The 24,194-nt window shown below is 51.0% G+C and carries 21 protein-coding genes; 17 read left to right on the forward strand and 4 right to left on the reverse strand.

The window, feature by feature from the left end; genetic code table 11:
* The first annotated feature begins 156 nt into the window (after positions 1 to 156).
* The 14 genes from rpoE (at position 157) to ACHZBF_RS08585 (ending at position 13,240) form a co-directional block, all read left to right on the forward strand.
* Positions 157 to 732: an RNA polymerase sigma factor RpoE gene (gene rpoE, locus ACHZBF_RS08520; protein WP_029132515.1), complete on the forward strand. Its 576-nt coding sequence runs from the start codon at positions 157 to 159 to the stop codon at positions 730 to 732.
* 41 nt (positions 733 to 773) lie between these two features.
* On the forward strand, positions 774 to 1,352 hold the full coding sequence (locus ACHZBF_RS08525; protein ID WP_321528199.1) for a sigma-E factor negative regulatory protein: 579 nt from the start codon (positions 774 to 776) through the stop codon (positions 1,350 to 1,352).
* A 5-nt stretch (positions 1,353 to 1,357) separates the two neighbouring features.
* Positions 1,358 to 2,326 (forward strand): MucB/RseB C-terminal domain-containing protein, encoded by a 969-nt coding sequence (locus ACHZBF_RS08530; protein WP_037374701.1) that lies wholly within the window; start codon positions 1,358 to 1,360, stop codon positions 2,324 to 2,326.
* A gap of 10 nt (positions 2,327 to 2,336) precedes the next feature.
* Positions 2,337 to 2,825 carry a SoxR reducing system RseC family protein gene (locus tag ACHZBF_RS08535; RefSeq protein WP_029132518.1) on the forward strand — a complete coding sequence of 163 codons (489 nt, stop codon included), beginning with the start codon at positions 2,337 to 2,339 and terminating at the stop codon, positions 2,823 to 2,825.
* Between the two features lie 22 nt (positions 2,826 to 2,847).
* A complete protein-coding gene (locus tag ACHZBF_RS08540; RefSeq protein WP_037374702.1) occupies positions 2,848 to 4,287 on the forward strand; it encodes a DegQ family serine endoprotease in 1,440 nt (479 codons plus the stop codon).
* On the forward strand, positions 4,280 to 4,549 hold the full coding sequence (locus tag ACHZBF_RS08545; protein WP_273437563.1) for a glutaredoxin family protein: 270 nt from the start codon (positions 4,280 to 4,282) through the stop codon (positions 4,547 to 4,549). Before ACHZBF_RS08540 ends, ACHZBF_RS08545 begins: the two co-directional genes overlap by 8 nt.
* A 180-nt stretch (positions 4,550 to 4,729) precedes the next feature.
* On the forward strand, positions 4,730 to 6,535 hold the full coding sequence (gene lepA, locus ACHZBF_RS08550) for a translation elongation factor 4 (protein ID WP_029132521.1): 1,806 nt from the start codon (positions 4,730 to 4,732) through the stop codon (positions 6,533 to 6,535).
* 73 nt (positions 6,536 to 6,608) lie between these two features.
* Complete coding sequence (gene lepB / locus ACHZBF_RS08555; protein ID WP_029132522.1) at positions 6,609 to 7,427, forward strand: signal peptidase I; 819 nt, start codon at positions 6,609 to 6,611, stop codon at positions 7,425 to 7,427.
* 78 nt (positions 7,428 to 7,505) lie between these two features.
* Positions 7,506 to 7,853, forward strand: a complete 348-nt coding sequence (locus ACHZBF_RS08560) for a DUF4845 domain-containing protein (protein ID WP_169720368.1) — start codon at positions 7,506 to 7,508, stop codon at positions 7,851 to 7,853.
* Entirely contained in the window at positions 7,850 to 8,527 is a 678-nt protein-coding gene (rnc, locus tag ACHZBF_RS08565; RefSeq protein WP_029132524.1) for a ribonuclease III, read from the forward strand. The genes ACHZBF_RS08560 and rnc overlap by 4 nt, the downstream gene beginning before the upstream one ends.
* Positions 8,520 to 9,419 carry a GTPase Era gene (era, locus tag ACHZBF_RS08570; protein WP_029132525.1) on the forward strand — a complete coding sequence of 300 codons (900 nt, stop codon included), beginning with the start codon at positions 8,520 to 8,522 and terminating at the stop codon, positions 9,417 to 9,419. Before rnc ends, era begins: the two co-directional genes overlap by 8 nt.
* Before the next feature lie 20 nt (positions 9,420 to 9,439).
* The gene (recO, locus tag ACHZBF_RS08575) at positions 9,440 to 10,126 is read left to right on the forward strand and encodes a DNA repair protein RecO (protein WP_029132526.1); all 687 of its coding nucleotides are present in this window, start codon (positions 9,440 to 9,442) and stop codon (positions 10,124 to 10,126) included.
* A gap of 47 nt (positions 10,127 to 10,173) precedes the next feature.
* On the forward strand, positions 10,174 to 10,923 hold the full coding sequence (gene pdxJ / locus ACHZBF_RS08580) for a pyridoxine 5'-phosphate synthase (protein ID WP_029132527.1): 750 nt from the start codon (positions 10,174 to 10,176) through the stop codon (positions 10,921 to 10,923).
* A 169-nt stretch (positions 10,924 to 11,092) separates the two neighbouring features.
* Positions 11,093 to 13,240 (forward strand): EAL domain-containing protein, encoded by a 2,148-nt coding sequence (locus tag ACHZBF_RS08585; RefSeq protein ID WP_051301863.1) that lies wholly within the window; start codon positions 11,093 to 11,095, stop codon positions 13,238 to 13,240.
* A gap of 32 nt (positions 13,241 to 13,272) precedes the next feature.
* On the opposite strand, the gene ACHZBF_RS08590 is transcribed toward ACHZBF_RS08585, so the two are convergent.
* On the reverse strand, positions 13,273 to 14,745 hold the full coding sequence (locus tag ACHZBF_RS08590) for a cobyric acid synthase (protein ID WP_321528201.1): 1,473 nt from the start codon (positions 14,743 to 14,745) through the stop codon (positions 13,273 to 13,275).
* A gap of 195 nt (positions 14,746 to 14,940) precedes the next feature.
* Here ACHZBF_RS08590 and ACHZBF_RS08595 point away from each other — a divergent pair, with 195 nt between their 5' ends.
* The 3 genes from ACHZBF_RS08595 to dsbB all read left to right on the forward strand — a co-directional run bounded on the left by ACHZBF_RS08595 (position 14,941) and on the right by dsbB (position 18,266).
* The gene (locus ACHZBF_RS08595; RefSeq protein WP_321528202.1) at positions 14,941 to 16,044 is read left to right on the forward strand and encodes a saccharopine dehydrogenase family protein; all 1,104 of its coding nucleotides are present in this window, start codon (positions 14,941 to 14,943) and stop codon (positions 16,042 to 16,044) included.
* 106 nt (positions 16,045 to 16,150) lie between these two features.
* Positions 16,151 to 17,608, forward strand: a complete 1,458-nt coding sequence (gene amaB, locus ACHZBF_RS08600) for an L-piperidine-6-carboxylate dehydrogenase (protein ID WP_245621674.1) — start codon at positions 16,151 to 16,153, stop codon at positions 17,606 to 17,608.
* A 127-nt stretch (positions 17,609 to 17,735) separates the two neighbouring features.
* Entirely contained in the window at positions 17,736 to 18,266 is a 531-nt protein-coding gene (gene dsbB / locus ACHZBF_RS08605) for a disulfide bond formation protein DsbB (protein ID WP_394707560.1), read from the forward strand.
* Between the two features lie 38 nt (positions 18,267 to 18,304).
* Here the strand turns inward: dsbB and ACHZBF_RS08610 are convergent, their stop codons facing one another.
* From ACHZBF_RS08610 to ACHZBF_RS08620, 3 genes are all read right to left on the reverse strand, one after another.
* Positions 18,305 to 21,037: an ATP-binding protein gene (locus ACHZBF_RS08610; RefSeq protein ID WP_321528204.1), complete on the reverse strand. Its 2,733-nt coding sequence runs from the start codon at positions 21,035 to 21,037 to the stop codon at positions 18,305 to 18,307.
* Between the two features lie 68 nt (positions 21,038 to 21,105).
* Complete coding sequence (locus tag ACHZBF_RS08615) at positions 21,106 to 22,056, reverse strand: ABC transporter substrate-binding protein (protein WP_321528205.1); 951 nt, start codon at positions 22,054 to 22,056, stop codon at positions 21,106 to 21,108.
* A gap of 137 nt (positions 22,057 to 22,193) precedes the next feature.
* The gene (locus tag ACHZBF_RS08620; protein WP_321528206.1) at positions 22,194 to 24,188 is read right to left on the reverse strand and encodes a TonB-dependent receptor plug domain-containing protein; all 1,995 of its coding nucleotides are present in this window, start codon (positions 24,186 to 24,188) and stop codon (positions 22,194 to 22,196) included.
* Positions 24,189 to 24,194 lie beyond the last annotated feature (6 nt).

The following is a 24,194-nucleotide window of genomic DNA, read 5'->3' on the forward strand; positions in this document are numbered from 1 at the left end:
CTTGAAAGACAGTGTCCCTGCGTCGCAGGCACTGTGGGGGAATCCTATCCTAATTCACGGATTTCTAGAACCGGATATTGAGAACTTATCACACAGCATGTTGTCAACCACATTGAGAATGGAGCGGAGCTTGCCACTATCAGAGGGCACACCCTGATGGGGGAGCGGCAGATAGACCGGGAGTTGGTCGAACGTGTTCAGCGTGGAGATAAGAAGGCCTTTGATCTACTGGTACTCAAGTATCAACAAAAGGTGGCAAATCTGGTTTCCCGCTATGTAAGAGACCCCAGTGAGACGCTTGACGTGACACAGGAAGCTTTTATCAAGGCGTATAAAGCGTTACCCAACTTTCGCCAGGAAAGCGCGTTCTATACCTGGCTTTATCGTATCGCCATCAACACGGCAAAAAACTACCTGGTTGCCCAGAAACGCCGTCCTCCCAGTTCGGATATTGATGCCGACACAGCCGAGCAACTGGATGTCGGTGTCCGGTTGAAAGAGCACGCCACCCCGGAGCATCATCTGCTGGAGAAAGAGATTGCCGAAACCGTTAGTCAGGCGATAGATGAGCTTCCCGAAGATTTGCGAACAGCTATAACCCTCAGAGAGCTTGAGGGACTCAGTTATGAGGAGATTGCCAAGGCGATGGAGTGCCCGGTAGGGACAGTGAGATCAAGAATATTTCGTGCCCGTGCAGCGATAGATGCGAAACTACAACCGCTTCTGAGCTGATACTTTAACAGTAGTACTATATCGACCGGTCGGATATGACAATGACAGACGATATCAATGAGCAGATTTCCTCGCTTCTGGATAATGAACTCAGCCAGAAAGAGATCCGTCACACCCTGGACCTGCTCCAGGAAGATGAAGCCCTTCGTAATAAATGGGATCGATATAACCTGATTGGTGATGCCATGCGTGGTGAGGCGGTGCGGTTTTCCGCTGTCTCAATAGCTGATCGGGTACAGGCAAGACTGGAGCATGAATCAGTGGATTTTTCCAATGTTCAAGCCCTTCCAGCGACCCGTTTGAGGTGTTTTCCAGCCCGTTGGTATAAATCCGCCGGTGGCGCAGCGCTGGCCGCTTCTGTGGCGGTAGTTACCGTACTGTCGTTCCCACAATTTACCAATATGTCCCCGGAACCGGGCAGTGAGGTGATTGCTGAAAGCGTGGCGCCCGATCCTGCCCCCTATCTGGTTCAGTCGAGCACTCGCTGGAAGAACCTTTCAGAGCCGAAAGTCGAATCAAAACTTAACAGCTTTCTGATTGATCATAATGAATTTGCAGCTCCGGGCGGCATCGGTGTCATACCCTATGCGAACTTCGTCAGTTACGACAGTAACCGCTGAAGCATATGAGATTTATTCATATTTTTTTAAATGCCGCTCTGCTGATTACTGTCTCTCTGAATGCTACTGCAGATACGGCGCAGGACGATGTGCGTATCTGGCTACAGCGGATGGTCAATGCCGTTCATTCACTGAATTATGATGGTACCTTTGTCTTTTTGCATAATGCGCAGCTCGAAAGCATGCAAATCGTTCATACCGTGGACAATGGCGGAGAAAGAGAGCGTCTGACTTCCCTGAATGGCGTGGCCCGGGAAGTATTCCGGGATAATGCATCGGTAACCTGTATAGCTCCGGATATCAAATCGGTCTCGATCGGCAATCGTGTCAGTGGTCGTGGCTTTCGTGCGGTATTCTCGGTCGATATCAATCAACTCTCCGACTACTATAACTTCCATATGCTTGGCGAGGAACGGGTAGCCGGTCGCCAGGCCAAGGTTGTCGCCATCATACCCCAGGATGCTTACCGTTATGGATATCGGTTGTATCTGGATACCGAGCATGCGCTTCCACTGAAAACCGATATGCTGAATGTTTCAGGTGTATCGATATCCCAGCTCATGTTCACCCAATTGCAGGTACACAGCAGTAGTAGAGAGATCGCGGAAATTTCGCTGGATGGCAAGGAGTATTACCAGTGGGTGCAGCAAAAACCGATGCGTACTATTTCTGATCGGCAGTTTTCCGGATGGTCTTTCAGTGATCTGCCAAAAGGATTCGATGTTACCTTGCATTCGAAACGAAAGGCCGGAAAACAGGCGAGGGGAATAGATCATTTCGTGCTATCGGATGGTTTGGCGTCACTCTCTGTCTATGTTGAAGACGACGATGATGTCGGCCTGCAGGGAAATTCGACCATGGGCACTGTCAATGCTTATGGCAATACAATTTCCGGTTACCAGGTGACGGCGGTTGGTGAAGTCCCGGCAATGACAGTGGAGCGCATTGCAAAATCGCTCCGTTTCTCAAAATAGTGATCGGGAAATGATAGAAGAGAGCGCAATAGTGACAGCGACCAATGGGGAATTCGCCCGGGTGGAAACACAAAGGGCAACCAGTTGCGGAAGCTGTGAAGCAAAAAGCACCTGCGGCACCTCCGCGCTGTCCAAAGTGTTCGGAAATCGCCGAACAGTGGTAGAGGTTTTGAACCCGATAGGTGCGGTAACCGGTGACCGGGTGGTTGTTGGCCTTGACGAATCGGCCCTGACCCGTGCCTCGTTTTTCTTCTATATCGTGCCGCTTATTTTATTACTGGCGGGTGGCATATTGGGGCAATGGTTTGCCGAAACAATCAGTCTCCAATCTACGGAACCACTTTCTATTATTTGCGGTCTACTGGGTCTGTTAATCGGACTTGTCTGGTTACGCTGGTTTGCCTTCAAAACCAGCAGGAGCAGTTCCTATCAGGCTGTAATCCTTCGCCGCACCAGTTCGATTCATGTCATTAGTGACATAACAAAGAACACTCTGTAATAGATTACCCGGAGCACAACTCATGAAGACGTTGTTGTTGAAAAATCGCTTAACCTCTATCCCTGCTCTCATCGTTCTATTGCTGGCATCCTATGCCGTGCAGGCTCAATCATTACCTGATTTTACAGCGCTGGTAGAGAGCAATAGCCCGTCCGTGGTCAATATCAGTACCAAGCAGCATAAGTCGGTGCCAAGCCGGTTGAATCGGGAGTTCCAGATGCCCGAACTTCCCGAAGGGAGTCCCTTCAACGAATTCTTCCGTCACTTCTTTGGAGAGGGCGGGCCAGGTGAGTTGGAGCCGCGTGAGTACGACGCCCGCTCACTCGGATCAGGATTCATCATCTCGGATGACGGCTACATCATGACCAACTTCCACGTTGTCAAAGGTGCCGATGAGATTCTGGTAAGGCTCAGTGACAGACGCGAATATTTGGCGAAAGTAATCGGCATGGACAAGACCAGTGACGTAGCGCTGCTGAAAATCGATGCCAAGGATTTACCACAGGTAAAGATTGGCACCACCAGCAACCTCAAGGTTGGGGAATGGGTTCTCGCCATAGGCTCACCATTCGGTTTTGATCACTCGGTTACCGCAGGTATTGTCAGTGCAAAAGGGCGTAGCCTGCCAAATGAAAACTATGTCCCCTTCATTCAGACCGATGTCGCCATCAATCCCGGAAATTCAGGCGGACCGCTATTCAATCTTGAGGGCGAAGTTGTAGGCATCAATTCTCAAATATATAGCAGGACCGGGGGCTTTATGGGTCTTTCATTTGCCATACCGATCGAGTTGGCAATGAATGTGGTCGATCAGTTACGTACCAGTGGTGAGGTGAAGCGTGGTTGGCTGGGCGTCATGATCCAGGATGTGACTCGCGAACTGGCTGAGTCTTTTGGCATGGAGTACCCCTATGGAGCCTTAATCGCCAGGGTTGTGCCGGGCAGTCCTTCAGAGAAGGCTGGCCTGGAGGTAGGTGATGTCATACTGAAATACAATGGTACCAAACTGGAAAGCTCTTCAATGCTTCAGCACCTGGTCGGCGCCAGTCGAATTGACAAACCTGCTGAGCTGGAAATCTTGCGTAATGGTGTACGCAAAACGATTAAGGTAAATATTGGTGAATTGAAGAATGATATGGCCCAGGGCGGCATGGAAGGATCGATGCAGCAGAGCTACTCCAGTCTGGGTATGAGTGTTGTTGAACTGGACAGTGATATCAGGAGTCAGTACAAGCTAAATGGAATCAAGGGTGTATTTGTCCAGTCAGTGGATGACGGTGCAGCCAAGCGTGCTGGAATTGAACCCGGTGATGTAATACAGATGATTAACCGTGTGCGGGTTTCAACTGTCAAGGAATTCGACGAGGCGGTAGAAAATCTGCCCAAGGGGGCGACGATCGCTGTACTTATACACCGCAAAAACGGGGCACGTTTCATTCCTTTACAGGTCCCGAATGAGTAAATTCGGGGAGCATCCTGGTCTCTCGTTTTACTACCGCGATGGCTGCCACCTCTGTGAAGACATGTGGCAGCATCTTCAATCGATACGAGAAACCCACCCGTTTGATGTCGATTTGATAAATGTTGACAGCGATCCCGATCTGCGGGAGCGGTATGGGACCCTGATCCCGGTGCTGGCATCGGGTGAGAAGATAATCTGCAACTACTATCTTGATCCGGTCGGACTGGAAAGGTTTCTCGGTGGCCTGCCGGACAGCGAATGAGGCTATTTGAGTACAGTACAAACTGCGGTATGATGTAGCCTTCGTGGGAACAGTCAATCAACGGTATTGCCGACGGAACTTTTTGAAAAAAAGTTCCGTTTTTTTCAATGGGTTACAAGATTTTATTAAAGTGTAATCCTTCGCTTTACAACTCAGGGCTCATTGCGTAGTAAATCATTCATGACAGATCTCCAGCATATTCGCAATTTTTCCATCATCGCCCACATCGATCATGGAAAATCGACCATCGCTGACCGCTTTATCCAGCTTTGCGGCGGTCTAACCGAGCGCGAAATGGCCGAGCAAGTGCTGGATTCCATGGATATCGAGCGTGAACGCGGCATTACCATCAAGGCCCAGAGCGTTACTCTCAACTACACCGCCCCCAATGGAGAGACCTATCGGCTCAACTTCATTGATACTCCCGGACATGTTGATTTCTCATACGAGGTATCCCGCTCATTAGCCGCCTGCGAAGGGGCATTGCTGGTGGTGGATGCGGCTCAGGGGGTGGAGGCGCAAAGCGTTGCCAACTGTTACACCGCCATTGAGCAGGGACTGGAGGTACTGCCGGTCCTGAACAAGATCGACCTACCGGCGGCAGAGCCAGAACGGGTGATCACGGAAATTGAAGAGATCATTGGCATTGAAGCGCATAACTCGATACGCGTGAGTGCCAAAACCGGAGTAGGTATACCTGAACTGCTGGCCCAGCTGGTGGAGTTTGTGCCGCCGCCCCAGGGAGATGAAAACAAGCCTTTACAAGCCCTGATAATCGACTCCTGGTTTGACTCCTATGTGGGAGTTATCTCATTGATCCGCGTGGTAAACGGCCGAATTAAACCCAAGGACAAGATGCTCCTCATGTCGACCGGACGGACCTTTCAGGTGGAGAAGGTGGGCGTATTCACGCCGAAACGTGAGAACCGTCCCGCTCTGGGGCCGGGCGAAGTGGGCTTCGTGATTGCAGGTATCAAGGATATCAACGGCGCACCGGTTGGCGACACCCTGACTCTGGCGGACAACAAGGCGACCAGTGCGCTGCCAGGATTTGCCCAGATGCGTCCACGGGTATTTTCCGGACTGTATCCGGTCAGCTCCGATGATTACGAAAACTTTCGCGATGCGTTACAAAAGCTGAAACTCAATGATGCCGCCCTGCATTATGAGCCTGAGACATCACAGGCGCTTGGATTTGGTTTCCGCTGCGGTTTTCTTGGCATGCTGCATATGGAAATCGTGCAGGAGCGCCTGGAACGGGAATATGATCTTGACCTGATCACCACGGCACCGACGGTAATCTACGAAGTTGAGAAGACCGATGGCAGTATTGTAATGGTGGACAATCCGGCGAATCTCCCGGCTCCAAATCAGATAGCCGAAATACGCGAGCCAATCATTGAGGCACACATCCTGGTTCCCCAGGCGCATCTCGGCAACGTTATCACGCTCTGTATTGAAAAACGCGGAATGCAAAAAAACCTGCAGTATCTGGGTGGTCAGGTGCAGGTGACCTATGAACTGCCGATGAATGAAGTGGTGCTGGACTTTTTTGATCGACTCAAATCGGTCAGCCGTGGCTATGCGTCATTTGAGTATGAGTTCAAACGCTTTCAGGCAGCCAGTCTGGTAAAGTTGGACATCCTGATTAATGGTGAACAGGTAGATGCCCTGTCCCTGATTGTGCACAGGGAAAACTGCGAGTCGCGGGGGCGTGAAATCACTTCCCAGATGAAGGAGCTGATACCCCGACAGATGTTTGAAGTGGCTATACAGGCGGCCATCGGCAGTAAGATTATTGCCAGAACCACAGTAAAGGCGTTGCGCAAAAACGTCACGGCCAAGTGTTATGGTGGCGACATCACCCGAAAACGCAAACTGCTGGAAAAGCAGAAGGCGGGTAAAAAACGCATGAAACAGGTGGGTCGAGTTGAAATACCGCAAGAAGCCTTTCTCGCAGTGCTACGTGTTGGAAAGGACAATTGAACGTTCACAATTATTAATCGACAGTAATTTTCACAAACTACGCGAGTAGTTCGGGATCAGGTTGGAACCGCCTATGAATTTCGATTTCCCCCTATTTCTGGTCATTGCAACTTTTTTGACCGGCTTCATCTGGCTGATTGATGCGGTTTTCTTTGCTGGCAGGCGGAGACTGCAGGCAGGTGGGAAAGACAAGGCAAAAGAACCGATGCTGGTTGAATATTCTCGCTCGTTCTTTCCCGTTATTCTGGCAGTTCTGGTATTGCGCTCTTTCGTTGTCGAGCCATTCAGAATCCCATCCGGTTCAATGATGCCAACGCTGCTGGTTGGTGATTTCATCCTGGTAAACAAGTTCTCTTATGGCATCCGGTTACCGGTGCTGAACAAAAAAGTGATCGAACTGGATGATCCCAAACGTGGTGACGTGGTGGTGTTCAAGTATCCGCAGAATCCGCGCGTGGACTATATTAAACGGGTGGTGGGCGTACCCGGTGATATGATCAGCTACAGCAATAAAACACTGTATATCAACGGGGAGCCGCAACCACAGCGCCATGTCGAAATCTATACCGGAGTCGGTAGCGGGGCACGCGAGACCGGGGCGTTGAAAAATATTGAACAACTGGGTGATGTCGAGCATGAGATCCTCATCAACCCCGTGGCGCCGGATTTTGGTTATGGTTGTCAGGTATTGATGCGCGGCCCTTTTACCGTACCGGAAGGGCACTACTTTGCCATGGGTGATAACCGGGATAACAGTAATGACAGCCGCTGTTGGGGGCTGGTGCCGGAACAACTCCTGGTGGGCAAAGCGTTCGCCATCTGGATGAACTGGGACTCGAATCTCCCGAGCTTTCCGGTTACTTGGGCTCGCATAGGCAATGGCATAAACTGAAGCGGCTGATCAAGCAAAATCAAGACGAAAAATAGATCAGGGGGAATGATGAAAGGTGGATTGACAAAACAGCGGGGCATGACCCTTACAGGTTGGATGACGGTTATTGCATTGATTCTGTTTTTTGCCCTTCTGGGCATGAAGATCGGTCCTATATACCTGGAAAATCTGACGGTCAAGGATGTGGTGGAATCCTTGAAGGAAGAGCCGTTGATTACCAAGCGTTCAGCCAGTGAAGTGAAAAGCATGATTATGAAGCGTTTGGACATCAATGGGGTATATGACCTGAAGAGTGATCATGTCACGGTCAAGAAAAGTCCGGGCATTATGAAAGTGGATATCACCTACCAGGTACAGAAAAAGATGGTGGGCAATATCGATATCCTGGTCTCCTTTTCCGATCAAATAGAGCTGATTTCAAATTGAGAGAACCGGTTGAACGCCTGTGCCGGTCTATAGGCTATGAATTCAATAACCTGGGGCTGGTCGAAACGGCACTGACACACAGAAGTGCCGGTAGTAGTAACAATGAGCGTCTGGAGTTTCTTGGAGATGCCATTCTTGGCTTTGTGATAGCAGATTATCTCTATGCCAATTATCCGGATGCCGATGAAGGACAACTCAGCCGGCTTCGGGCCGGGCTGGTAAAAGGGGACTCACTGGCTCAGATCGCCAGAAAGCTTGAACTGGGCAAGTTTCTTAACCTGGGGGCAGGGGAGCTCAGAAGCGGCGGACACTCACGTGGCTCTATTCTGGCGGATGCTGTTGAGGCGCTATTTGCCGCAGTCTATCTTGATAGCGGATACAAGGAGGCACGTCGCGTTATTCTTCAGTTATTTGCAGATAAACTATCAACACTGAGCAAGAAATCGCAACAGAAAGATCCCAAGACGCGACTGCAGGAGCTGCTTCAATCACAGAAGAATCCGCTGCCCACTTACACCATTATCAGCATTACCGGCGAGCAGCATGAGCAGTGTTTTACCGTTAGCTGCCAGGTAGATGAGCTGAATCTGACGACTGAAGGAACGGGTAACAGTCGAAGAAAGGCCGAGCAGGATGCCGCCAGCAAATTCTTGAGGCAAATAGACAATGTCTGATCAACAGAGTGGCCGGTGTGGTTTTTGCGCCATTGTCGGGCGACCCAATGTGGGCAAGTCGACCCTGCTGAACCGGTTGATTGGTCAGAAACTTGCCATTACCTCACACAAGCCCCAGACAACGCGCCATAGTATTCTGGGAGTTAAAACCACTGAATCGGCGCAGATCGTCTATGTGGATACCCCAGGGATTCATAAGCGTGGTGATCATGCCATGAACCGCTACCTGAATCGGACCGCGCGATCCGCCCTGTCCGATGTGGATCTGATCCTGTTTGTCGTGGAGGCCCTGCGCTGGACGGATGAAGATCAGGCGGTACTGGATGCCTTGTCCCGGCTGGATATGCCGGTTTTACTGGTAGTTAACAAGATCGATACCGTCAAGAACAAGGAGGCGTTGCTTCCCTACCTGGAGAACCTTGCAGGAAAATTTGATTTTACTGCAGTCATACCGTTATCTGCTCGTAAGGGTAACAATCTGGAACCACTGGAGAAGCAGGTAATTGCCTGCCTGCCGGAAGGTGAACATATTTTTCCGGATGATCAGCTAACCGACCGGTCCGAGCGCTTTTTTGCCGCGGAATTGGTACGTGAACAGTTGACCCGGCGGTATGCGAAAGAGATCCCTTACGCACTGACGGTGGAGATAGAAAAGTTTGAGGAAGAGGGCAATCTCTATCGAATCGACGCGTTGATCTGGGTGGAACGCCAGGGCCAGAAAAACATCATTATCGGTGCGAAGGGTGAAGCCTTGAAAGAGGTCGGCACTCAGGCACGCAAGGAGATGGAAAAATTCTTCGACAAGAAAGTCTTTCTCCAGCTCTGGGTGAAGGTAAAAAAGAGCTGGTCCAGTGATGAGGGGGCCCTCTCCCGGTTGGGATACAGTGATTGAACACCGCCGGGACATCTACCTTGTCAGCCGCTTTTCTGTTACATCGCAGAGACTATTCTAACAGCAGCCTGCTGGTAGAATGTTTTACAGAACAGCAGGGCCGCTTCCCGGCGGTCGCTAAAGGGGTCAAGGGACGGGGGAAATCCGCTTCGGGACTGTTACAGCCATTCGTGCCGTTACAGATTAACTGGAGTGGCAGAGGCGAGGTTAAAAACCTGACGCACTACGAACCCGATGGACGTATGTTCCGGCTTGATGGGAAAGCACTTTTCTGCGGGTTCTATATCAACGAACTCCTGATTCGGTTATTGCAACGCAATGACCCCCATGAACGGCTGTTCCAAAACTATCGCATGTTACTTAGTCAGCTGGATGCATCGGGTATAAATGAAGCATCCCTGCGCTATTTTGAGCTGGAAATGCTGGTTGAACTGGGTTACGGCATCGAACTGACCGTGGATCTGGCGGATGGTCGCCCGGTTGAGGCGGCGAAGTGGTATCGGTTTGTGCAGGAGAGTGGCGTGACTGAATGCCCTGCAGATATTGAGCATGCCATCAGTGGTCAGACGTTGCTATCATTGGAATTACGTTCGCTGAACGACCCCCGGCAACTGAAAGAAGCGCGAAATCTGCTGCGAACAGTACTGGGTTTTTATTTGGGTGATAAGCCTTTGAAAAGTAGGGAACTTTTTCGTCATGCCCTGTAGGATTAGTCAAGACTATCGGAGCGATACAGGTATCTAAGCGGAACATCATGAAAATGTCATATCCAAAATTACTGGGGGTCAATATTGATCACGTAGCCACGCTGCGGCAACAGCGGGGGACCCGATACCCCGAACCGCTTCAGGCGGCGCTGGTCGCTGAACAGGCAGGTGCGGATCTTATTACCGTGCATCTGCGTGAGGATCGCCGACATATACAGGATCGTGATGTCGAACTGCTGGCGGGTGTCCTGCAGACACGTATGAACCTGGAGATGGCGGCCACACCTGAAATGTTGGCGATCGCCCGACGGATAGCACCCAGCGACTGCTGTATCGTACCGGAACGCCGCCAGGAACTGACAACGGAAGGAGGCCTTGATGTTGCCGCCAATCGGGGATTCCTGGGCGATTTTTGCGCGGAATTGCAAGAGGCCGGCGTAAAAGTGTCCCTGTTTATCGACGCCGATGAAAAACAGCTGGAAGCGTCCTGCAACATCGGAGTCCCTGCCGTGGAGATCCACACCGGTCATTTTGCTGACGCCCGGAACAGGGCCGAAAGGGAAAAAGCACTGCTCAGGATACAGCATGCTGTGACGTTCGGCATAAATACAGGTCTGCAGGTGAATGCCGGACATGGCCTGGACTATCATAATGTTGCCTCGATAGCCGCAATCCCTGGAATCCGCGAATTCAATATTGGCCATTCGATTATTTCGCGGGCGATTTTTTCCGGATTGGCGGATGCCGTACGGGAGATGAAGTCACTTATTCTAGCCGCGAGCGAATCTGATCATTGATGCCACAAACCGTCAGACGCTTGCTTAAGTCGATAAGACACTGGCCGATAATACATACAGATACTCATCAAACATTAAGAAGTACCCGATGAATTGCCACTTTAAATCTGCCCAGACCCGATGAAACTCAGGCCTGGGCAAACGGTTATGCCATTTTTCAGGCAATTGTGTGAAATCACTTGATCAACAGTTAACCATATTCGTAAAGCTGCCGATTGTGAAATTGGTGGTATTGGCTATCTTGGCCTGGAGTGCCCTGGTTGGCTATTCTCTCGACTGGAATATCAGCAATCTCCAGGATGAGCAAGCCAAACTGGCCATCAGTGCCGCAAAATCCAACTGGGACAAGGATCAGGCCTTCCGCCAATGGGCCACAAAGCATGGTGGAGTCTATGTACAACCAACAGAGCGTACTCCGCCAAATCCCTACCTGGCTCACCTTGATCGCCGGGATGTCGTGACAACAGAGGGTATGAAACTGACCCTAATGAATCCCGCTTACATGCTTCGGCAGATGACAACGGAGTTTGAAGATACCTATGGAGTCAAAGGCAAAATAACCGGAAAAATAACACTCAATCCGGTTAACAAACCAGATGCCTGGGAATTGGCAGCCATTGAGCGATTTGAAAATGAACAGGTCACAGAGGTATTGGAACAGGCCGTAATTGATGGCGCACCCTACATGCGCTATATGAAGCCGATGTACATGAAGAAGGAGTGTGAACTGTGCCACGCGGTTTTAGGATTTAAAGCGGGTGATCTTCGCGGGGGTGTCAGTGTCTCTATCCCCATGACCCCCTATCTTAATGCCGCGAACGAGACCTCCCGCTCCATGGTTATCACCCATATCATGGTCTGGCTGAGTGGTTCCGTGGGGTTTGTTGCTTTTGGATTATACGCCCGCCGCCGGCACATTGAGCGTAGTGCTTTGTTGGCCAGGCTTGAACACGGCGCACTCTACGATGCACTGACCGGTCTACCAAACAGGTTTCTGTTCAGCGACCGTCTGAACGTATCAATGGCCAGACAGGCAAGGGACCGGTCACATCTGTTTGCTGTCTGCTTTGTTGACCTTGACCGGTTCAAAAATCTCAATGACAGCTATGGCCATGCCACGGGTGATCAACTGTTGAAAGAGGTTTCGGCCCGGTTCGGCAAGGTTTTGCGGCCTTCAGATACCGTGGCACGGATGGGCGGTGACGAATTTACCTTCCTGCTGGATGGCATCTCAAAGTCACAAGAAGCTTTTCAGATTGCGGAACGTATCCTTCACTCGGTTGAGACACCTTTTGAGATCGGAGGGCAATCGCTAAAGGTGGGCGCAAGTATCGGTATCTGTTTGGGTGACCGTAAGTATCAGAGTCCGGAAGAGATACTAAGGGATGCCGATACCGCCATGTACCGGGCAAAATATCTTGGCAAGGGCAGAATCGACATATTCGAACCCGAAATGCATGCCGAGGTGGCAAGGACTACCCGGATTGAGCATGATCTGCATATCGTTCTTGAACGAAATGAGCTGTCAATTCACTACCAGCCCATAGTGAGTCTCAACACCAACCGGGTCGAGGGTTTCGAAGCGCTGTTGCGTTGGCGACATCCTTTGCTTGGCAATATTCCGCCAGATCAGTTTATTCCAATTGCCGAAGGTTCCGACGTGATTCAGCATATCGGGCAGTGGGTCCTGGAAAATGCCTGTCGGCAGGTAGATCTCTGGAACAGCCTGTACGCCAAGGAAACGAAATTCTTTGTCTCGGTGAATCTCTCCGCGAGACAGGTTAGCCATCTGAATTTTATCAACGTGGTGCAGGAGACACTGGAGAAAGTCGGATTTGATCCGGCCTATCTGCATTGTGAGGTGACCGAGACCCTGCTGATCAACGATCAAGTTACCACCCGTGACAATATGGCGCATCTCCGTGAGTTGGGTGTGCGACTCAGTGCCGATGATTTTGGTAAAGGCTACAGTTCACTGAACTATCTGCAGGATTTCAGCTTTAATACACTAAAAATAGACAAACAGTTTGTACAGGGCATGGGAACCCAGGGCAAGGATAAACGGCTGGTCAGTTCAATAGTGAGGCTGGCGAAAGATTTCGGACTATCCGTGGTCGCCGAGGGAGTTGAAACACGGGAGCAGATGGAAAATCTGCGCCGGCTTAATTGCCGATGGGTACAGGGTTACTACTTCTGCCCGCCATTGCCGGTGGATGGCATCAATCGGCTGCTGCGGTCTGATGCCCGGTTACGCACCACAACCCTGTTGGCGATGAATCCCGGCGCTAGTGGAAATATCTCTTCAAAGACCGGGTAGTGCCGGTTGTCATGGTCAGCACATGGTACTGACTATTCTTCGCCATGCGCAATCCGGATGATTCTACCAATATCCAGATGTGCCTCGGCGGCATCGGCCAACCGGTCAATGCCCGCCTCACGCAGTTGCTGGTAATCGGGCGTCTCTACCTGTTCCAGCCCGGCCCAGGCAAGCAGCTCGTCACAGGCCGATTGCGCCTCAAACAGACCATGAAGATAAGTACCGGCGATCTGGTTATCATCAGACAATGCCCCATCATGCCGGTCTTTTAGTATTACCAGCGGTCTGGATAGGGCCGTACCCCGGCTGATGCCCATGTGGATTTCATAACCACTGACCGGAACCGCTTCCCGTATGTTTAATTTGCCGGTCACCAGGTGTAGCTGCTTCTCTCTCTCAAGGGTGGTTTCCATATCCAGCAGTCCCAGTCCAGTGCTGCTACCGGCTTGGCCTTCGATGCCTTGAGGGTCGTGGATGGTGCGTCCCAGCATCTGGAATCCCCCGCAAATTCCCAGTACCTTTCCGCCATAGCGCACATGTTTTTGTATGGCCCGTCCCCATCCACTTTGCAGCAGGTATTCCAGATCCGACCGTACGCTTTTTGATCCGGGCAGAATAATCAGGTCCGCGGCTGGAATTGTCTCCCCCGGACCAATCCAGCGAACATCGACCTGTGGGTGCAGCGAGAGGGGATCGAGATCGGTATGATTGCTCGTTCTCTGTAGCCAGGGAACCACAACCCGTAGCGGTTTATCCACGGTTGGCGTGACGCCGCAATTGGTCAGACTGTCTTCCGCTTCCAGGTGCAGGCCGGCGAGATAGGGCAGGACACCGAGAACCGGCTTTCCGGTTTGCTGTTCCAGCCAATCGAGACCCGGCTGAAGAAAACTCAAGTCACCCCGAAACCGATTGATGATAAATCCCTTGATCCTGGCCTGCTCGCTTTCCGAGAGCAGTGCCAGGGTTCCGACCAGATGGGCGAAAACACCCCCCTTATCAATATCCGCCACCAACAGGACCGGGCAGTCCACCGCTTCGGCAAAACCCATGTTGGCCACATCATTCGCCCGCAGATTGATTTCAGCCGGACTCCCGGCCCCTTCCACCAGGATATAGCCGTATTTGGCCTGGAGTCTGGCGTGTGACTGGAGAATGGCCGGCATCACCCTGGGTTTGTACTCGTGATAGCCCCAGGCCTCCATGTTGTTCTCTGCCGGCTGTCCCTGCACGATCACCTGACAACCGGTATCGGTATTGGGCTTCAGCAGGACCGGATTCATATCGACGTGAGGCTCGACTCGGGCAGCCTGAGCCTGTACCGCTTGCGCCCGGCCGATCTCTCCACCACCCGGCGTAACCGCGCTGTTCAGTGCCATGTTTTGTGGCTTGAACGGGATCACCTGAAGGCCTTTTCGATTGAACACACGGCACAGGGCGGCAACCAGAGTGCTTTTTCCTGCATCGGAGGTGGTGCCTTGAATCATCAGGGTTTTACTGTCAGGCATAAGTGTAAATCTATGGGTGATATCAGGTCAGCCCCAGGACCGGGGCGGTGTTAAATCCGCAGGCATTTAAACAGGGGAGTGCTAAGCTTTTCTGTAGCAAGGCGTGGATTCTAGCACATTCGTCAAAGGGTGCATGAGTTGCTCTCCTCTGACGTATGCAACGGTGATGTGGGTTATTAACCGGGGAGGGGGTGTATGCACAGTGTGGCCATCATTGGTGCCGGAAGAATAGGGGCTTCCATTGCAAAGCTTCTGGATGATTGCGGTAGTTACAACATTCTATTGACCGATCAGTCCGAGCATACCCTTGAGAGAGTCAATCTTACCGGTCGGGTTGAAAAGCGGCTGCTGAAAATCAGCGATCCAGAGAGCCTGCGCATGGCAATACGGGGTTGTGAAGCCGTGGTTTCAGCCTGCGGATATGATGTCAATTCCGCCATAGCCGAAGCCGCCGCTGAAGCCGGTATCAGTTACTTTGACCTGACTGAGGACAACGCGACCACCCATACCATCAAGCTGATCGCTGAACGAGCAGCCCCCGGCCAGGTATTTGTCCCCCAGTGCGGATTGGCCCCCGGTTTCATTGGCATACTGGGTTTTCATATGGCACAGCAGTTTGATCAGCTGGATAATCTGAAACTGCGTGTCGGTGCGCTACCTGAATTTCCAACCAATAATTTGATGTACAACCTCACCTGGTCTACCCAGGGTCTGATTAATGAGTATTGTAATCCCTGTCATGCCATCCGTGCCGGCCACTATGTCGAGTTGACGCCGCTCGAAGGGTTGGAGACATTCTCATTGGACGGAGTCTCCTATGAGGCCTTCAATACCTCCGGAGGGCTGGGGACCCTGTACGAGACACTCCAGGGCCAGGTGTCGGACCTCACCTATAAAACTATCCGCTACAAAGGGCATCAGTATCTGATGAATTTCCTTATCAATGACCTGAAACTCGGTGAACAGAGAGACCTGCTTAAACAGCTATTTGAAAAAGCACTGGCAGTAACCCGACAGGACGTGGTGCTGATCATGGTCACGGCAACCGGCATAATCGACGGGAAGTTTATGCAAATTACCGACAGCAGGAAGGTTTATCATGATGATGTCGGTGATGAGCATTGGGGGGCCATCCAGATCACCACCGCCTCCAGCCTCTGCACCATACTGGACCTTTTCTTTACCGGAAAACTGCCACATCGGGGTTATGTGCGCCAAGAGCAGATCGATTTTGATGACTTTATCCAGAATCGCTTCGCATCCTGTTACCGGGTAACCGGCCGACCGCGCGGCAGATAGTCGAAACGAGAGCAGACAGATGAACAGTCAATTGATAAACAATCTGGGAATTGGTTTAAATCAGACCGATGGGGAATTTCCCGCAATATTGAGCGGTGATCTGGGCATGCCGGGTGAGGGCGAAGCGATACGCCTATCAACACCCATTGATGGTGCTACGCTTGGCTCGATTCGAATGGCCTCTGCATCCCAGGTTGCCGATGTGATCGAGCGGGCAAAGGCTGCATTCCTGGAGCTGAGAAGTATTCCCGCCCCTGTGCGTGGTGATTTTGTGCGACAGCTTGGCAATGTATTCCGGGAGCATAAACAGCCTTTGGCTGAGCTGATTACACTGGAATGCGGGAAAATCCTTCAGGAATCGCTGGGGGAGGTACAGGAGGTGATCGATATTTGTGATTTTGCAGTTGGATTATCCCGGCAGTTGCATGGACTGACCATCGCCAGTGAACGCCCGGACCATCGTATGATGGAGCAGTGGCACCCATTGGGGCCCGTGGCAATCATCAGTGCGTTCAATTTCCCGATGGCCGTCTGGGCATGGAATGCCATGCTCTCCTTTGTCTGTGGTGACACGATCCTGTGGAAGCCATCGGAAAAGACACCACTCTGTGCTCTAGCCTGTCAAAAACTGATCACCCAGACGCTGGAAGGTTTTCCCAGGTTTCCGAGAGGCATCTCCCAGGTGGTCATTGGCGATTCTCAGGTTGGGCAGCAGCTTGTCGGCAGCCCGGATATAGCGCTGGTCTCTGCGACCGGGTCGGTGGCGATGGGGAAAAAGGTGGCGACAACCGTCGCGGCACGTCTTGGAAGATCCTTGCTGGAACTGGGTGGCAACAACGCGATGATTGTCACTGCCTCAGCCGATCTGGAGATGGCCTTGCGTGCCATAGTCTTCTCCGCGGTAGGCACATGCGGTCAACGCTGCACATCGCTCAGGCGCTTGATCGTTCATGACAGCATTGTGGATGAGCTGTTGCAGCGACTTCAGGCGGCCTACGGTTCATTGTCTATTGGCGATCCGTTTTCAGCATCGACCCTGGTCGGCCCGCTGATTGATATTCAAGCCTATGAACAGATGCAACAGGCCATTCAGACCGCGGAAAGTGAAGGCGGGGAGCTGATTTGCGGCGGTGATCGGGTTGTGGTTACAGGGAAGGAAGAGGGTGTTTACGTGGATCCGGCAATCATCCGCATACCGTCTCATGCGGAAGTTGTCAGACAAGAAACCTTTGCACCGATTCTCTATGTGATGAATTATACTGAAATCATTGAGGCGATCGCGATACAAAACAGCGTACCCCAGGGGCTCTCTTCAGCAATATTCACCCAGGATGTTCGCGAGGCCGAACTCTTCCTTTCCGCGCGCGGTTCGGATTGCGGGTTGGCCAACGTTAATATCGGGACCTCAGGTGCCGAAATCGGCGGTGCTTTTGGTGGTGAAAAGGAGACTGGCGGCGGCCGCGAATCGGGCAGCGATGCCTGGAAGAACTATATGCGCCGTTCCACCAATACAATCAATTACGGGACAGATCTACCCTTGGCACAGGGTATCCGCTTTGGCTGACAAACGGGTTCAGAAACGCTACAGGCATTGAAGTGACACTTTGTCACAGGTATCCTCTGTTTCATTAGCTATCCAGGCAGCCACTCAGGCTGCCTGCTTTCTTTCCAAAGAGTTACCTGGTCATCACATGCTGAAACTTTTTAACCAACTATCAAAGCGTCGCGTCCCCTGGCTTCTGTTGGCATTAACCGCGCTTGGCCTGGAACTGGCGGCACTCTATTTTCAGTATCAATTAAAGCTGGACCCCTGCGTACTCTGCGTGTACGAGCGAACCGCAGTGATGGGTATACTGCTTGCTGGCCTAATTGCCGCCCTGGCACCCGGAATACTGATTTTCCGTTGGGCTGCGATACTGGCCTGGGGAGTCAGTGCAGGTTGGGGTTTACAGCTTGCAATGAAACATACGGGGATTCAGCTTTTTCCGTCACCCTCGAATACTTGTGATTTTGCAGCCAGTTATCCTGATTGGGCAAAGCTGGATGAGTGGTTTCCCTGGCTTTTCCAGCCCACGGGATTTTGCGACGAGATTCAGTGGCAGTTTTTCGGTTATACCATGCCGCAAACTATGATCGGGATTTATGCACTCTACTTGCTGGCGCTATTACTGGTTCTGCTATCACAGTTTGCGGGGCAACAAAGATCCATATTTAGTGATTAAGAAATTTTTCGCACCATCGCCTTCGCTAAACGCTGAAACTATTCGGCGCTGAACTGTCTGGTTTGGTTCCGCGATATGTCTAATGCATAGAGTTGAATGCAACATGTGCCGACTGATCGCATGTACGCAGCAATGTCATCCGGCTCCCTTTGTTGCGCCGACCGCTCGAGGTTATATACCGCCGCTTTCAGGGCAGGAACACCACACACCGCACAGGCCCCATGTAAGCGATGGGCTACTTCGCCAAGTGAATCCCAGTCACTATCCGCCTGATGTTGTTCAAGTAGCGCTACTTGCTGCGGGAGATCATCCATGAATTTTCTGAACATTTCATCAGCCAGTTCTTCTCTTCCACCAGTAATACGCAATGCTTCTTGCATGTCATGAATCGCCAGTGCTCCCACAGAATTTGTTTCATTCTCATCGCTTGCAAGGGGCAGTTCGGTTGTCAGGCTGGAACTGTGGCCTATATTTATCAGGCTGTCGATTGCCTGCCATAATTTATTGTCATCCACTGGTTTTGTCAGGTAGATATCCACGCCGGCTGATATCAGTGCGTCCCGGTGCTCCGGGATCACGTCAGCCGATAGTGCGATAATTGGGGTGTGAATCTCTCCATGCTCCAGCTCCCGTATTTGTCTGGTGGCTTCTTTTCCATCCATGACGGGCATGTGGACATCAATAATGATCAGATCCGGGCGTTGTTGCCGATAGGCGTTGATCACTTCCACACCGTTTTCGGCTTCCACAATCTCAGCACCGGATGTCGACAGGATATTCGATATCAATTGAAGATTGATCTTGTTGTCATCGGCGACAATGAATCGTCTGCCACTGAATGAAGGTGCTTCAGAACTTCTATATTCAGGAACTGCAGGAAGTGAAGCGGGGTTGGTGAATATCTGTACCAGGGTACGTTTCAGCGCTGTCAGCGCGACGGGTTTTTGAATACAGGGTGCTTGTGACAACTCCTGCATGGTTTTATGCAGTGTTGCATCAGAGCTGCTGAGTAATATCAGAAGCTTATTGGGCACTATCATATTCTGCAAATGGGCAATCCTGTCCTTAGCCAGACCCGAAGTGATCTCGTCAGCAGAAAACCCGATAACCAGTAGATCCTGATCTATTGCAACCCTGCTACCCAGTTGTTCCCAAGCAATCCTGGATACCGACATACCCAGATTCTCCAGGGAATGTGAAAGCGCCAATTGTGACATCGGATGTTGATCAATAAGGGTACATTTTCTGGATTTCAGGGCAGTATCAGCCAATGACCCGACCGTTTCCGGGCACTTTGGCAGGTTGAGAATCACCCTGAAACAAGAGCCTTTCCCCTCAACACTATCGACGGATATTTCTCCTTTCATCGACTCGGCCAGCTTTTTGCTGATACTCAATCCAAGGCCGGTTCCACCATAAGTTTTTATTGTTTCCTTTGTTCCTTGCTGAAAAGAGGTGAAGAGATCCTTCTGGATGTGTTCACAGATTCCAATCCCGGTATCCGTGACAGAAAATTGCAGTCGACAGGATGTATCGGTTTCATCTTCGATCATCACCCGGACGATAATTTCTCCCTGATGGGTGAACTTGATCGCATTGCCAACCAGATTGACCAGGATCTGCCTGATACGTGTTTCATCCCCAATCAGAGTCGTAGGAACATCCGAGTAGATCAATAGCACCAGTTCAAGCTTCTTCTCATGTGCTGCTGGTGCCAATAGCATGATCGGCTCTTCAAAACAGGAACGAATATCAACAGGCGCATACTCAGGCTCCTGTTTGCCATATTCAAGCTTTGAAAAGTCCAGGATGGTATTGATGATGCTTAACAGACCCGTCGCCGACTTTTGGATGGTTTCGGCAAGTTCCTGTTGTTCCGGTGTCAGCCTTGTTTTCATCAAAAGTGTCGAAAAGCCGATTACACCATTCATCGGGGTTCTGATCTCATGACTCATGTTGGCCAGGAACTCCGACTTTGCCTGACTTGCCTTTAATGCGCGTTTTCTCGCGAGATCAAGTTCCACATTCTGTATTTCCAGAGCCTCCATGGTCTGGGTCAGATCCGAGGTGGCCCGATCCACCTGTTGCTGCAATATCTCCTGGTTGAACTTCAGGGTCCTGGCCATGGCATTGACGCCTTCTTCCAGGCTGCGCAGTTCTCCGGTGGAAATTTCCGGCACGGTAGCCGAGAAATCCCCATGCTTCATTCGAATCACCGCCTGGGTCAACTTGGATAGTGGCCGGGTTATTTTCTGGCTCAGGAACACGGCTATCAGGGCGGTCAGTATAAGCCCGGTTATACTGATGATCAGACTGGTTATGATCGAATTACGTTGCTGTACAACCAGGCCAGTTTTGTCGAGCTCCACGACAATCGAACCGATGATGGCTGGCGCTATATCATCCTGTGTGGATTGCAACTGATCCGGATAGTCAGCCACATTGGCTATACGAAAATTTGTTTGAACTGAAGTGAAGAAAAAGGATGACTTAGTGAAATTATGATTGGCAACATCGATATTATTCTCTGTATGTTTGCCGATGCTTAACAACAGTTTTCCCTGTGCGTCATTGACAATGATAGAGAGTATATCTTTTCTTTTTACTATTGGTTTCAAGTTCAGTGAGAGTGACTCGATATCACCACTGAATATACCGTAGAAACTGGCTGCGGCTACTTCCTGTGCTATGGCCTTGCCTCTCTCCTTGAATGCCTGTTCGAGATTATCCAACTGTGCAGTGATCGGGTATGCAGTCAATGATAATGCCATGATGGCCGCCGGCACTATGCCAAGGAGCAGTGCACGAGTCTTGATCCGTGAATAACGTCTTCGTCTTATCATGGTTTACTGTCTTCCAACATCCGACGAATAATATCAGTCTCATCCGGAAGTGATATTCCCAGTGACCTGGCAACACTATGGTTGACTGACACACTGAAGTATTTCGGATATATCGGTTCCGGCAATGTTTCTGCACCGGAATTCAGGTATCTGTTGGTATATTCCGCCAGATGACGTGCGATATCTTCTGGTGTTGAGTAGGCGGCAATCAACGCGCCGGCCTTCACATAGGCGGATGAAAACCCGATTACCGGTATTTTATTATGATAGCTCGACAGCAGGATGTTGAAGATAGTAGTGCTGTTAAATATCATTGGATCCGGTAAGGCCAGCAATATATTGCTCTCTTCCAGAACCTCTTTCAGCAGATGGCCAACCATCTCTGTGGAGCCAACATTACGATAAGAGACGGGAATATTCTGTCTCAATGATTCTGTAATCAGTTCATCCTGTAGCGTTTTTGTGAGCGGGCTCAGCAACAGACCAATATGTGGATCGGGTCGAATTATTCGCGCTAGTTGCAGGAGTCTACTGACCGGTTGATCGAGATAAATAGCGGAGTGTTGTTTATCTTTACCCATTTGTTGATAAGCCGCTTCTGGTATCAGGGCATGTAGAATAGGTATGCCGGTATTCATGCCATGTATCTCTTCACCGGCATGCTGTCCGAGCGCAATAATCAGCTTTGTGTCTGGCGGAATGACAAGAGTGGATCCGTCGGAGGGCTGTGTAAGGATAAAGATCTGGCGTGGTGAACAGGTCGGACTAACATCAGCACATTTTTCACCGAGATAGGATTTTAGTTGCTTGGCAACCTGGTTATAAACCGGGGCTGAACCGCTACTGAAGACAGCTACACTATGTTGCCCTGCGTAACTGTAGGGCAGAATCAACAGAAAGCCCAAGGTGTGCAAAAAAGCAGAAAATAACCACCTGCGATACCGCATCGGTATCAATAGATAGCCAAGCCTAAGACAAGGGTTCAGGCAAGTCACGACACTAGGCCTGCCGATGCCTCTGGTAAAAAGTCACAATAAAACCTCCATGTAAAAGTTACGGTTACCCGCGGGAAGACATGTTGTCCTCAATGCCAGTTCAAACTGGCCTGTAGAAATACCCGGTCTGTCCAGACGTTATCGAGACGATAATCCTGAAAATTATTATCCGGTCCGATATTCTGAAAAATTAATGAGATTTCTCCATCGGCACGCTCCAGCTCAAACTGTTTTGAAATCTTGATATCCCACCGCCTGTTGATATCTACTGGATCACCATCACCAGCCCAGGTGAAATCGTCCATGTAGTAGTAGGCGGAACTCAATTTAATTCCATTCGCAAACTGGTGGCTGGCAAGTATGCTCATGGTCAGATCCGGTGCCCAGCCCAGCAGATATCGGTATTCAACCGGATTAATCTTATTGACGCGAATGCCATACGTATTGATCGAGCTATAGCCGATATGCAGCATACTGCGTGGTGACGGGTCCCAGCGCAGGCCGACTTCGAAACCTTCAATATTGAAACTCCCGTTATTCAAATAGGTGGAAGATTGATCCGGGGTGCCCAAATCCTTTACCTCGGCAATCATGTCCTTGATCTCTTCATGAAACAGCTTCATATCGAGGGTCAGTCCCTGTTCCTGGAAATTACCCAGGTATCCCAATTCAAAGGATTCGATATATTCAGGCCGCAGGTTGATATTGGTTTTAAACAGTTGAACCAGCGGTATCATAGAGCCTGTTTGTACAATTGACAGGTCGGCATGGTCTTCCCAGAAGGTAGGCATCCGGTAGGCACTGGTGGCGCGCAGACGCAGGGTATTCAATTCGTCCAGCTTCAGATTGATTGCCGCCATCGGGGAGAAGAAGCCTTTCTTCTGTTCGAATTTTTCATACATGCCCCCAAGATTGAGCAGCAGGTTATCGTTCAGCCGCCACTCGAAATTGCCGAAGGCGCGATACTGATCCCGGGTCATCCAGTCATTGTGTTTGAATGTCCAGATCCCCTTGGCCTGATCCTGTCTTACCCCCAGACCCCAGACCACACGCTGGGCCGGGTTGAAGTCGTAAGTATGCTGCATCTCCAGATCATAACGCTGGGATTCGAATCCATAACCCAAGGAGACATTTAGGGGTGCAAAGTTAACAGCATTTGAGAAGCTGTCATCAATCTCCTGATAGTTATGGTAGAACTGAAGATAAAACTCGTTGCCCGGGGAGAGGCTGCGGGTCCAGCGTAGCTGCTGAAATGCGTGGCTCTCGTCCATTGCACGGAGTGGTTGGGCGGCATCGCCGGGAAAACCATCCTGGTGGGTCCCGCCGCTCCCGCCCAGTTCGAACAACAACGCATCCCGGCTGTTGATCTGATAATCGCTGCGGAGACTGAGCCAACGCGTGTCTGAACTGTCATGCCGGTTATCAAAACCATCATTCTCGTCATATTTGAGGGCTATGCGGTAGGCAAGATTGCCCTCGCTGCCGGCAAACCGGTTATAGATCTGCCGTCTGCCGCCGTCGCCAACGAGGGTCTTGACCCGAATCGCGGGTTGCTCCGAGGGGTGCCGGGTAATGATATTAATGACTCCGGCAAAAGAGTTGGAGCCATGAGTGCTGGCATTGGGACCGCGAATCACCTCGATGCGCTGTATGTCATCCATGTCCAGCTCCTGGTTACTCCAGGTTATTCCACCGAAAGCCGGGTCGTAGATGGATCTGCCATCGATCAATACCTGCATGTCTCTGGCGAATCGGTCGGTATTGCCATGGGATGTGACGGTAAATCGTGACCCAGTGTCGTAGCCGACCTGAAAACCGGGCACTAAACGCAGCAAATCAACCAGTTCAATGGCACCGGATGCCTCTATCATTTTCCGATCAATTACAGTAACTGATGCCGGGGAATCCGGCAGTGACTGCTTCAGGCGTGTGGCAGATAACACCACAGGTACCTCACTGAAAAACAGCTCCTCAGGAAGCGGGCTGACGGCATCCATGGCCTGAACGGGCAGGGAGACGATCGCCCCCAGACCCAAAGCCCAATACCATTTTGGGCTGTTAATAACTGGATGCGAATACTTCATGATGCT

This window comes from Sedimenticola selenatireducens (assembly GCF_963675335.2).
GTDB classification, from domain to species: Bacteria; Pseudomonadota; Gammaproteobacteria; order Chromatiales; family Chromatiaceae; genus Sedimenticola; species Sedimenticola selenatireducens.